Source organism: Clostridium sp. FP2, from assembly GCF_011065955.2.
Taxonomy (GTDB): domain Bacteria; phylum Bacillota; class Clostridia; order Clostridiales; family Clostridiaceae; genus Clostridium_AD; species Clostridium_AD tagluense.
The window spans coordinates 4280070-4293243 of the sequence record NZ_JAAMNI020000001.1; the positions used below are offsets into that span (position 1 = coordinate 4280070).

13 protein-coding genes are annotated in these 13174 nt (G+C 30.8%); all 13 read right to left on the minus strand.

The genetic code is table 11. The annotated features are described in order from the left end of the window. Positions 1-6: 6 nt before the first annotated feature. Positions 7-1017, minus strand: a complete 1011-nt coding sequence (locus G9F71_RS20280) for a glycosyltransferase family 2 protein (protein ID WP_164948497.1) — start codon at positions 1015-1017, stop codon at positions 7-9. Positions 1018-1230: 213 nt separating this feature from the next. Next, entirely contained in the window at positions 1231-2346 is a 1116-nt protein-coding gene (locus G9F71_RS27425; protein ID WP_263488236.1) for a glycosyltransferase, read from the minus strand. A gap of 120 nt (positions 2347-2466) precedes the next feature. Beyond that, positions 2467-3063: a DapH/DapD/GlmU-related protein gene (locus G9F71_RS20295; protein WP_164948500.1), complete on the minus strand. Its 597-nt coding sequence runs from the start codon at positions 3061-3063 to the stop codon at positions 2467-2469. Positions 3064-3074: 11 nt separating this feature from the next. Continuing rightward, a complete protein-coding gene (locus tag G9F71_RS20300) occupies positions 3075-4088 on the minus strand; it encodes a capsular biosynthesis protein CpsH (protein WP_224626526.1) in 1014 nt (337 codons plus the stop codon). After that, positions 4088-5221: an NAD-dependent epimerase/dehydratase family protein gene (locus tag G9F71_RS20305; protein ID WP_187353446.1), complete on the minus strand. Its 1134-nt coding sequence runs from the start codon at positions 5219-5221 to the stop codon at positions 4088-4090. Before G9F71_RS20305 ends, G9F71_RS20300 begins: the two co-directional genes overlap by 1 nt. A 76-nt stretch (positions 5222-5297) precedes the next feature. Further along, a complete protein-coding gene (locus G9F71_RS20310) occupies positions 5298-6086 on the minus strand; it encodes an NAD-dependent epimerase/dehydratase family protein (RefSeq protein WP_164948501.1) in 789 nt (262 codons plus the stop codon). Positions 6087-6247: 161 nt separating this feature from the next. After that, positions 6248-6811 carry a NeuD/PglB/VioB family sugar acetyltransferase gene (locus G9F71_RS20315; RefSeq protein WP_164948502.1) on the minus strand — a complete coding sequence of 188 codons (564 nt, stop codon included), beginning with the start codon at positions 6809-6811 and terminating at the stop codon, positions 6248-6250. Between the two features lie 23 nt (positions 6812-6834). Then, a complete protein-coding gene (locus G9F71_RS20320) occupies positions 6835-7464 on the minus strand; it encodes a sugar transferase (RefSeq protein ID WP_164948503.1) in 630 nt (209 codons plus the stop codon). Between the two features lie 20 nt (positions 7465-7484). After that, a complete protein-coding gene (locus tag G9F71_RS20325; protein ID WP_164948694.1) occupies positions 7485-9356 on the minus strand; it encodes a polysaccharide biosynthesis protein in 1872 nt (623 codons plus the stop codon). Between the two features lie 509 nt (positions 9357-9865). Next, a complete protein-coding gene (locus G9F71_RS20330; protein ID WP_164948504.1) occupies positions 9866-10555 on the minus strand; it encodes a CpsD/CapB family tyrosine-protein kinase in 690 nt (229 codons plus the stop codon). An 80-nt stretch (positions 10556-10635) separates the two neighbouring features. Continuing rightward, positions 10636-11403, minus strand: a complete 768-nt coding sequence (locus G9F71_RS20335) for a tyrosine-protein phosphatase (protein ID WP_164948505.1) — start codon at positions 11401-11403, stop codon at positions 10636-10638. A gap of 12 nt (positions 11404-11415) precedes the next feature. Beyond that, entirely contained in the window at positions 11416-12123 is a 708-nt protein-coding gene (locus G9F71_RS20340; protein WP_164948506.1) for a YveK family protein, read from the minus strand. Between the two features lie 187 nt (positions 12124-12310). After that, positions 12311-13117, minus strand: a complete 807-nt coding sequence (locus G9F71_RS20345) for an SLAP domain-containing protein (protein ID WP_164948507.1) — start codon at positions 13115-13117, stop codon at positions 12311-12313. Between the last annotated feature and the right edge of the window lie 57 nt (positions 13118-13174).

A 13174-nucleotide genomic window follows, 5' to 3' on the forward strand; every position in this document is an offset into this window, starting at 1 on the left:
CTAGTTTTAGTGTTCTCCTTTCATGCTTATTGATATTTTTTTATATTTGTAAACAATTAGGTTCATATAAAATAATATGGTTTGTATTAATTTGGGCTTTTTTATATTATTTTTTATTGCAAATAAAAATAGTTTAAATCCTGATTTTTGGGAACATTTTATAAAATCATCTATCAAAATTAATTTTTTTTCCGGTATTTCACTTGAAAATCTTTCCCTTAAGCATTTCGCATGATAAACTGAGTTAGTTATTCTCTTTTGCATATCATCCCAACCCAAGAATAACCTTTTAATTCTATTACCCATTTTTTTAGCTTCATACATCCCTGTAACGTTACTTGAATGTTGCCTATAAAACATTGTAGGTATATCAAGAAAATACATTTTCCCTATTACAGCACCTGATAATGCAATCCAAAAGTCATGATTTTCCGCATTTTGTGGAATTGGAATACATTTTTCAATTAAACTTCTATTGCACATTAATGTACATCCCCATACAAAATTAAATGCTAATAATGTGTTCAAAGGTTTCTCAAAAAATTTTTCTCCTACACTTATAAGTTTGTAACCTGATTTACATAACCTATTTAATTTTTCATCTACTATTTCATAATCCGTAAACACCATAATCGGTTGGTTATTTTTAATAAATTCTTCTTTTTCTATAATACAATTATAAGTTAATTCAATTTTGTCAGGAAACCATACATCATCTTGATCACAAAACATTATATAATTATTCAACCCTACGTTTAAACATAACTGATTAAAATTCATACAAGGTCCAAGATTTTTTTTATTTTCGTTATCTAGTATAATTATTCTATTATCTTTACCCTCATACTGTTTTAAGATTTCTAAGGTTTGATCTGTTGAACCATCATCCCTTACCCATAGTTCCCAATTAATATAGGTTTGACTAATTATGCTATCTAATTGTTCTACAAGATACTTTTCACCATTGTATGTAGCTAATAAAACTGTTATTTTTTCTTTATCATTTCTTATTTTCATTAAACATTTCCCTCTCAAAATTTAATTGAATATTTAATCATACCTTTAGTTTAATATAAACTCTGCTACCTCAACCTAATTAAACACTTTTTATTATAAATTTATCTACGCCAATATCTTAGACCCAAAAGCTCAACTTTTTATGAAATCTTTATGAATATATAATCTACGTATTTATGTTAACAGATAAATGTTATAAATAATCATTTTATCTTATTCGGACTCAGTATTACTAAAAATTACACACAATAATTCATGCCAGTCTTTACAATAAGGCTTCTTAATTTCTTTCTCTTTAACAAAGTTATATTGAGCACAATATAATATTTCTTTTTCCATTAATTTAGCAAGTTCTACTGAATTATCAGGATTAAAAAAACATACTTTATCATAGGTTCCAATAGTCTCATGTGCATAAGGTAAATCAGCAACTAACATAGACTTACCAGTACCTTTAAATTCCGAGATAGGTAATCCCCATGATTCTAACTTTGATGGAAATATCATACAATCAGCTGCTCCATATAGATTAAACAAGTGCTTTCTTTCTTGAAGCCCCATAAAGTTTACACTTCTTAACTTTCCATAACGTTTTTTCAAGTCTTTAGAATACTTGTTTTCATTTCCGTCTATAGTTAAAAAAACTTCGTATGCAGTTATACCTTTTCCTTCTAGTATTTCGCAGGCCATACAAACCACCTCGAAATTTTTAAAAAATCTGGGATATGATGGATATATAAATTTATACTTGTTTTTTTGTTCATTGGAATAATTAGTATTAACAACTTCACTAATAGCAACTGTTGGCCTTGCAACAATTACACTTTTCAATTTATACTTCTGAATAAACTCTTCTCTCATCCAATCCTGTTGCACAATAACAGCAGTGTTTTTCTTTATATTAATTTTATATAAATATTTATAAAATAGAGAAAACAAGAAATTCTTATAGCTATATTTTAAGTTTTTAATCTCAGTCTTCATAAATGGGGATGCATTATGACAATAGACATACCTCTTTTTCACTTTAACATTTGGTGTTATATCATGCAATGAAATCCACACATCAATTTTTTTATCTTTTGAATATAAGTAAAAATAAATATACTCATACCACAGTCTATATAGGTAACTTTTCCTAGACTTTGGCAATTCAATAAGTGTTACCTTATCTGCATACTCGCCAAATAGTCCCTTCTTATGTACAAAAGCAATTATGTTATTAGTTTCATTTAACTTGTTTTTGATAATATTATCCAAACAATCTTTATACACCGATAAAGGTCCACCCTCAAAAAAATTAATTCCCGATATTACTATTGTCTTCATGCTATCCATATCTCCTATCAAGCAAATACCTCAAAGTAATTTTGCAACCTATATCTACAAAGGTATTTAAGTAAGTTCTAAAAAAAATCATTTAAATAGTTAACAAGGCTACATCGTAATTTATTGTGTTTTTATCCATTGTCCCGTCTTATTATCATATTTTTTTATTACCCTAGCCGGCGAGCCAGCAACCATGCAATTATTAAAAATGTCTCTGTTAACCACAGAGTTTGCTCCAATAATGCAACCATCCCCAATACTTACACCTAATAAAATACAAACATTCTCCCCAATCCAAACGTTATTTCCAATACTGACAGGGCTCATATAAAGTGTTCGCTCATCTGGTGGAACATCTGGTGATGAATCAACCGTCACATTAGCGTACTCGCCATGGCTTGTGTCACTTATAAAAATCTTAGAAGCCATCAAACAGTTATCGCCTATTATAACTTTTTCATTTGCAACAATATGAACATTATCTCCAATTTTGCAATTTTTACCTATGACAAGTTTTTTTGAATTGTCATTCTCTTCACCAAGCAAATCAAATCTGCAATGATGCCCAGTAGTAAGTCCTTCAGCATATTGCAACCGTGATTTTCCTCGACAATAGAATGGTCTTCTAATCAGCCTTGCACCTTTATAAAATAGTTTTGTACAAATCAATGCATATGCTGTTGATATAGTTTCTGATAATGAATACTTATTTCGCATATATTATCTCCTCACTCAATTGCATATAAAATATCCTGTACCCATGCTGTTATTGAATACTTATCATATATATTAGTATCTAACGGTACATATTTTGTTAAAAGAAATCCATCCGAAATATTAATATTATTTCTATCTATTATCAAAATATTATTACAATTATAAAAATCATATTCTTTAATTTCTGCATTTGTAGTAACCAGTTTCTTGTTCATGCCTACCATCTCTATTGTTCTCATAGTAAGTCCAGTTTGCTTCGGGTGTTGAATATCAAGCACTACTCTTGACTCATCAACCACATCTGATATTTCCTGACTACTGGCTTTAACAAACGAAAAATTTCTTTTCTTTACATATAGAAATTCATGTTTTGTAATTTTATAAAAATAGTAAATGAATTTACTCTGTAAATAACAGAAATTATGAAAACTAAGTTTTATTTTCTTACATATATCAATAACTTCTTTTATAATTGCATAGCGATCTGAATGAATCGTTCCACAGAAACTAATATCATATTTATATTTATTGTCTGTTCTAAGTTCTTTTTTAAATTCATTTATGTAAAATAAGGGCCTAAATTTTATATCAGTGTACTTGAATGTATCCTGTCTATCAAAAGATAAAATACGGTCAAAATATTTAAATTTCTTACTAACACCTTTAATGTTTTTTACTGAATCATATAAATATAAACAGAAAATTGTATTTGGGAATATAACATGAAATTTTTCAAGTATTTTTTCTGTCAACATGTCACACTTGATTACAAAAATATAGCTATATTTATTATCCTTACACGTTTCTAAAATATCATCATAATATCTAGATGTCTTCTTATTAAATACACTAGGCATAACTTTCAAAAGAGCCCTATCGAATGCTCTAGTCACTGACCGCTCATCATAGAAATCTACTATAGCGCCCATTTGTTCCATTTTATCTTTAATTTTATTTTCATATCCAAAAAATGAAGGTGCTAAAAACAATATTTTTTTGCCTTTAATTGAATACATTTCTTCCATTACTTGTACAATCCCTTTTTCTTCATTTCTTCAATAGAAGCCTCATAATTGTCTACTTCAACTGCTTGTCGCTCTACCCAATCAACAAAATTTGAAATTCCTTGTTTAAAATGTACCTTTGGTTCATATCCCAGCAAACTATGAATTAGCTTCAAATCTCCAACATTATGTCTAATATCCCCTAATCTATAGTTACCAGATACATTAATTTGAATATTTGCTCCATATTTTTCTTTCAATGTATTGGCAACAGTTAGAACATCAGTCTTTTCACCAGAACCAACATTAAAAGTACGGTAATTAGCTTTTTCTTTTTCAATACCTAATATGACTGCATCCGTAACATCGTCAATATAAACAAAATCTCTCGTTTCTAATCCATCTTCAAAAATATTTATGTCATTGCCATTTTTTATTCTCGTGGAAAAAATTGACAATATTCCTGTATATGGATTTTTCAATGACTGCCCAGGACCATATACATTTTGGAAACGATATGCTACAACTGGAATACCAATAGACTTTCCAACAATCATACACAATTGCTCTTGCGCCTGCTTAGTAAAACCGTACACAGAAGTAGGTTGTAATTCTGATAATTCATCTGTTGGTAACATCTTAACTGTTTTCCCACAGACAGGACATTTAACCTCAAAATCTCCTTTTATCATATCTTCATCAATTCTTGATTTAGGATATACTATTCCATGTTTTTCACATTCAAATTTGCCTTCACCGTACACAGCACGAGATGCAGCAACAATAAGCTTTTTAACATGATGTTCTTCATTCGTAAGGATTTCTAAAAGTTTAGCAGTTCCACCAATATTAGTTGCAACATATTTATCTATTTCATACATGGATTGTCCAGTGCCAGTTTCAGCTGCCAGATGAATGACAACATCAACATTAGTCAAGGCTTTTCTCCAATCGTTAATACTACCAACATCACCCTTTATGAAATTTACTTTTCCCCTAATTGTATTATATGTATATGAATCATCAGGATTTTCACTATGAATCTGTGGGCTTAAATTATCTAGTATCGTTACCTCGTATCCCTTGTCGATAAGTTTCAACGACAAATTACTACCTATAAATCCAGCACCACCAGTTATTAATACATTTGACATAATTATTCTCCTCTGCAATCTGATTTAAAACATTTTGTTTTATATATTAAAACGGCTTTCTTTAAAGCCACAAGCTTTATCCCCCTGACATCTCCTTTTCATACACTAAGTCACCAAATACTTTATTAACTGTACCAGCCTTCAGTAATCTTAATAACGGATTAAACACCTTAGTCATTATAATTTTCTTTCCATGCGCCTCAGCAATAAGCTTGACCATCTCTGAAGTACACACGTATTCTTTATTTTGTGGTAAGAATAGTCCTCTGCTCTCTTCATCAATAAGCAGCTTTACAAATTCACATAATTTATCTATCTCAATCATACTTCGCTTATTTTTTATATTTGGGAAAATAGGCGATTTCAATGCAAATTTTTCTAATCTAACATAATTACCTTTACAGCCTTTCCCATATATCATAGGTGGTCTTAAAACAGCAATACTAAATGAAGAACCCTCTAGTTGAGCTATTAATTCCTCAGCTTGAAGTTTAGACTTCCCATAGTTGCTCTTTGGTGAAGGAACAGTATCTTTCTTTATTACACCATTATCAATACCATAAACACTCATAGAGCTTAAAAATATGAATTGCTTAACTCCATCGCCTTTTACCTTTTGGGCAACTTCATACACCAAGTCACGATTGACCTTGTAATAAATATCTACATTTTCTTTAGTCTCCTTTACATGTGCAATACCAGCAACATGAAACACAACATCATACTCTGAAAAGTCCCTCTCTTTCCATGTACCATCTATCATATCAACAGTCTCCACTGAGTAATCTTCAGCCCACTGTAATAACCATTTTTCAAAGCTTGTCCCTATGTAACTGTTCGCACCAGTAATTATTATCTTCTTCATCTAGTTTTTCACCGCCCTTCCATTTAACTCATACCACATACTCACTTTTAAATGTCATTCTTTTGTCCATTCTTGTTTTTTAACATTTACCACTAACCGCTTAACCCTTCAAAATCAACTTTTTGTAGCTCTACACAGCTTGTAGTCTCTCCTATATTTGTTTAAATCACCATTCCATCATGCAATACAAATCTATCTTGCAAGATAACTCCAGATTTAACACAAGCTCCAGCACCAATATAAGATAATTTTCCTATCCTGCACCCACTCCTAACAACCGCTCCACTACACACATGAACTCCATCACACAGGATGCTGTCATGATCAACGCAGCTATTGATATTAACAATACACCCTCTACCAATGCTAGCATCCGTATTAATTACCGCTCCAGCAAGTATCACGCTACCCGCGCCAATATGGCTATACTTACTAACACTGGCTTTAGGATGAATAATAACTGGAACTTTGTATCCTGACTTTAATAGCTTTCCAAGCAAATCCATTCTTTTCTCATTGTCACCTATACATACAATAGCATAATCATACTTATCTGTAAATTGTTCATATTCCTCCAATTTACCAACAATCCTATGATTCAAAACCATACTTACATCTACTCTATCATCTAGAAATACAATATTTCCCCATAGGCCCATAAGTTCTGCAGTTTCTGCCACCACTCTACCATGTCCACCAGCTCCAATTATTAACAAATCATCCATATAAAATCACCTCGGATTTATACTTAAATATCTTTTGATTCACTCTTTAGATGTACAGCATCAAGCTGGTGTCCGCCACCTTGATGGTGAACACCTTCGAGAATCCCCTCTGCTCTTAAAACTTTAAATACCGTTCTAAATACTATTCTTATATCTAACCACAAGCATTTATTATCTAAATAATTTCTGTCATGCTGTGTTTTTTCATAATCATCATTATTATCTCGTCCATTAATTTGAGCCCATCCTGTAACTCCTGGAAGTAATTTATGAACTCCTGCCTTTGTTCTAAGTTCCTTAAGTTCATACTGATTATATAGTGCAGGTCTTGGTCCTACAAAAGTCATATCACCTTTAAGAATATTGATTATTTGTGGAAGCTCGTCAAGGCTAGTTTTTCTTAAAATTTTTCCAGTTGTGGTTATGTAACTTTTTGAACTATCAAGTTTGTCTGTTGCTACATTAGGAGTTCCAATTTTCATTGTTCTAAATTTATAAAATTTAAATAATTCATTATTCTTACCAATTCTCATCTGAGTAAAGAATACTGGTCCTTTTGAATTCAACTTTATTATTACTCCTATAATTAAAAATAACGGTGATAAAATTACTAATAATACAAAACTAAATATGATGCTCAAAAATTTACTCATAATATGCCCCCCTATTTTTTTTACTCTTGTATCTTTGTAATTGCGCTTTCATCCATATTTCTCTTGTAAGTTGGAACTATTTCTTCTATTTTTTTAATTAATAAACCTACATCATCACTCTCAATAACCACCGCTAGTTCCTTCATGTTCTCTTTCATTTCCTCTAAATCACTAAAGGTGGGTCTTCCAACAAATATCTTCTCATGTTTAGTATTCGCAAGGCCTTCCTCACTCATCATAAGCTCTTCATAAAGTTTTTCTCCTGGCCTTAGTCCTGTAATTTCAATTTTAATATCCTTATTAGGAACAAATCCCGAAAGCTTTATTAAATCCCAGGCCAAATCGTATATCTTTACAGGTTGTCCCATATCCAGCACGAATATTTCTCCACCCTGGGCATATGCACCAGATTGAAGCACTAATTGTGCTGCCTCTGGTATGGTCATAAAGAACCTTGTTATATATTTATTAGTAAGTGTAATTGGTCCACCACGCTCTATTTGTTTTTTAAATAGCGGGATAACAGAGCCATTACTTCCTAGTACATTACCAAACCTTACTGCCACAAAATGTGTTTCACTTATCTTATCCATGGATTGTATAATCATTTCACACATTCTTTTAGTTGCACCCATTACATTTGTGGGGTTTACTGCTTTATCTGTGGAAATCATGACGAATCTTTCTACATTAAATTTATGTGCACATTCTGCTACATTATAAGTACCAAATACATTATTTTTTATGGCTTCCATGGGGCTTTCTTCCATTAGTGGAACATGTTTATGTGCTGCTGCATGGAAAACTATATTTGGTGAATACTTTTCAAATACACTTTTGAGTCTGCCTTTATCTCTAACAGATCCTATTAATACTTTTAAATTTAATTTTGGGTACTTATACTTAAGTTCCATTTGCAGATCATAAGCATTGTTTTCATATATATCGAATATAATCAATTGTTTAGGCTCGAATTTTAAAATTTGGCGACACAATTCGGAACCAATTGACCCACCGCCACCTGTTACTAATATGGTTTTATCATGGATATAACTTGCAATGCCTGCCATATCTAACTGGACTGGGCTACGGCCAAGGAGATCTTCAATCTCTACTTTTCTAATTTGATTTAAAGAAACCTTACCGTTTATTATTTCATACATACCAGGAATAATTTCTATTTTACAATTTGTTTTTTTACATATTTCTAAAATTTGTTTTTTATCCACCTCATCAATAGTAGGTATAGCTATAAGTATAGTTTCTATGGATTTTTCTTTCGCTATGGCAGGTATGTCTCTCCTACTTCCAAGAACCTTTACCCCCATAATGTTTTTTCCTTTTTTATAAGCTTCATCATCAATCACAGCTACAGGCATATATTTGCTTTGGCTACTACTTTTCATTTCTTTTATAACCATAGCAGCCGCCGCCCCAGCACCAATTATCATTACTCTTGCTTTGGGGATTTCGCTTGCATTACAATTTACAATACTTTCAAATCTACCGTAGATTCTAAAGGACATTCTAATCCCAACTATAAAAATAATTGAAAAAGCACAAGCTATTATACTTACTCCATAGGCAAAGCTATGTCCAATAATTCTAATAAAGGCTATGGTAGCTAAATTAGAAACAAGACAAGCACCGATAACCAACATAAACTCATCTATGCTGGCATAGCTCCAAAGGCTTTCATAAAGCTTAAAAATAAAAAAACAAGCTATATATATAACTGTTACAATTAATGCTATGTCTTTATAGTCAGTGGCATAGAACTTAAAGTTCGTATAATTATATCTAAAATAAATAGCTAATATGTAGGCTAAATTTATTAGCACTGCATCACTTAATATTAATATTGGCTTTTTCCATTTTCCTAAATTTTCCATTTTGTATACCTCTTTTTTTAAATTCTTCATAATTATTCAACTTAATTATACAGCTTTAGCAATTTTACGGCAAATTTTTCATTTCGCGATTTAGTCCGTTAATAAACATTTACTCCAATATACGTCAAGTTCCTTATTATTTTACACTTTAAGAATTATTTTTATGAAACATGTTGTCCTTTAAAGTCTTGTATATCAATACTTCACCCTTATACATTTATCGTCATAATATATATTTTTTTATACTTATATTACTTTATATGCAATAAAATACTATGATTTTATTCCACTTATTTTAATTAATTCAAAATTTTATTTAATAAATGAATTTAATAATTTTGATACATCTAGTTTTGTTTTAATGGATAATTATGCGTCTCCCAATATTTATAATTTTTTTAGGTGAATAATCTTAAACAAAATAAAAAACCATAATTTTTTATCCTCTTTTAGATAAAAATTATGATTTAAAATAATTTTATTATTTTGCTTTCTTTCTGCTTTTGCCTTTATTTACTGGTTCCACCATACTCATATTGATAGTGATAGTAGCCTTTCTTTTTTGAATCCACTTTGTTAAGCACTGTCCCCAATATTTTTGCATTAACCTTTTCAAGGAGTCCTTTAGATTTAATTACTGAATCACGTTCTGCCTCACCTGAAGATATAACTAAAAGGCAACCATCCGTATACTGGGCTAGAATTTGTGCATCTGTAACCAATACTATTGGAGGAGTATCTAAAATTATAAAGTCATAGGTTTTCTTTAATTCCTCAATGAAATTTTTCATTTTTACAGAGCCTAAAAGTTCCGCAGGGTTTGGAGGCCTTGTGCCTGAAGATAAAACATGGAGATTGGGTTCCTCAGTTTCATGAACACCTATATTTATATCTACTTCATTATCACTTACCAAAATGTTAGATAATCCATTTTCGTTAGAAAATCCAAAAACCTTATGTACCTGTGGCTTTCTTTGATCACAATCTATTAATATAGTTTTATTTCCACCTTGAGCCATGACCATGGCTAAATTTGAAGAAGTTGTGGTTTTCCCCTCTCCCGGTCCTGAACTAGTTATTAGTATGGTTTTAATCTTTTTATCAAAGGATGAAAATTGAATATTAGTCCTAAGGGTTCTATAGGATTCTGACATAGGTGAAGTAGGTTCTTTAAATGTTATTAAGTCTAAACCTTTCATTTGCTGCACTACCTTTGCTAATTATTTTTTTTAAGTAAACAATTAATTTATGTATAAATCATAACTTGCCTGCTCAAGCATTAATGCTTGAAAAACTGAAATATACTTTTCTTTTTCTTTATTTTTTCCATATTCATTTCTATAGCTTTATCTAAAAGTAACAGTTCTAAATTCCTTGATACTTTTTTTTCTATTTCTCTATCTATGGCCTTGGCTTCTCTAAATCCTTCTATAAGCCCTGGGCATCTCCTATTTAGCGAATGAGCATCAGAAGCTATGAAGTTTACAAGCCCCTCTTTCACTAGTAGCCTGGCACAATTTTGAATTTTCTTTCCAAATAAACCTTGTAGGCTTCCCGCATTAATTTGAAATATGCATCCCTCTTCAATAAAATCATTTATATTAATAGGTGATTCATATATGTATTCATATCTTTCAGGATGTGCAATTATAGGTTGAATATTAAGAAGCCTTAGCTCATAAATTAATTCCAGGGCATCCCTTGGCAATTTATCCATAGGAAATTCAATAAGCATATAGCTTGTCCCATTTATTCCTCTTAGCTTTTCCTCTTTGCAGAGCTTAAGTGAATGTTTGTCTAGCATCACTTCTTGTCCTAGCAGTATTTCTACCTTTATGCCTCTAGACTTTGCCTCAAGCTTTAACTCCTGATGCAGTTTAAAGACCTGCTCATAGTGATTTTCATATATACCGCTTATATAATGCGGTGTAGCTACAATAGTTTTCGTTCCTTTTTCCTCTGCCAGCTTTAACATTTTAATGCTCATTTCCATATCCTTTGAACCATCATCAATGCCTGGAAGTATATGACTATGAATATCAATCATACTATCACCTTCCTATTTTTTTTCTACAATCATTCTAGGTATTACGCCCAGTACTGGTAATCCTAAATATTTTTCCACATCACTTTCTGTCTTTACAGTGCTATCCATGTAGTCCAAAAGGAATACAATTCCAAGTGAAACCATTAATCCTAGAAAAAAGGCAATTGCAAGGTTTAATTTCTTATTTGGGCTAATAGGATTCTTTGGCATAATAGCCTTATCCATTACCTGTATATCTCCACCTGTAGGATAAACCTTTTTTGAGGATTCTATAAAGGAGGTTGAAATAGCATTTATAACATTAAATACCTCTTCAGGCTTTTTACCCTTAGCCGTGATTATTAGAATTTGAGTTCCAGTTTGAGGAGTAACCGTGATGCTTTTTTTAATTTGATCTAAATCTAAATTACTATGTAGTTTATCCAAAGCCCCCTGTGATACTAAATCCGACTTAGCAATCTCAGTATAGGTCTTAAGTAAATTCTGATACATCATTACATCACTATTTAATTGTGCAGCTCCACTTGCAGTTTCCTGTGGCTTTCCCACTATTATGCTTGTACTTGCCTGGTAGGTTGGTTTTATAACAAAAAAACTTGCTATACCTGCTATAATAACAGCCATAAGCGTTATAGAAGCTATTAACCATAACTTTTCTTTTATTATTATAAGATAATCTTCAAGACTTATATTGGCTTCTCCATTCATTTCTTCATTCATCCGTATTTCCTCCTAGTAAAAAATCATATGATTATATTATATCATTATTTGCAGTTGTGGTAAATAATGATTTCTATAAAATTCTGTAATTTTATTCATAATAATGATAATTACACAATAAAAAAATGTATAAAAACAAACAACATGTGTCTATTCTCATACATTTTAAAAGTTTATCTACACATTACTACTCATTAAAATATACAGATAAGTTATCTACATTAAATTCTGACTCTAAAATTCGATCAGCTTTGAATAATAATTTTAAAAATATCGCCTTTAATGAATTGATTTCCATATCACCAATATTAAAAGTCCCTATAGCCACTATTTTATCATTTTCATTATTTTTAATAGTTATAGGAATCTTCTCTACTTTTATCTTTCGTGCTGTTGCATTTCTCATTATTAATGAGATTACTAAGTCTCCATTATTACTCTTCTCAATTTCATATAATGATATACTAATATTTCCTGAAGTCATAGGTGACAATTTATCCAAATATTTATGTAACTTACTAAACTCAGACTTATCAGGAACATTTTCAAATTCGATTTTCAAAGTACTATGTGCTTTTATATTTGTATCGAAAACTATACGCGCTCCATCTTGTAGTTCTATAACATCAGTATATACATTTTCTTTATTAAAAAAGAGTTTCCACGGCACTGCTGAATAAGCAGGTATATCACCTACTTCTCGAAGTTCGAATGTTTGATTTGCCACAATTTCGTCTCTAGAATTTAGTATTTTAAGTTGTATTTTATCAAAATTAATTGCTTCAGAAAGGCCATTTCTAAAATAAACACCCACTTCCACCTTATCACCTAAATCAAATACATATGTAGTATTTATATTTATATCGCCCACATTCATATCTGGCAGTGATTCTAATTCATCTTTATAAAACTCTTTTTTTGAAGTGGCATGCGCAGCTTCATGTTCATCATTTACGTGTAACTGTAATATAGCTTTTTTTACATCATCCTTCATAATTGTCCTCCTATAATAAAATACAAATTAATTATATGGCTTTTTTTATAATGCTCT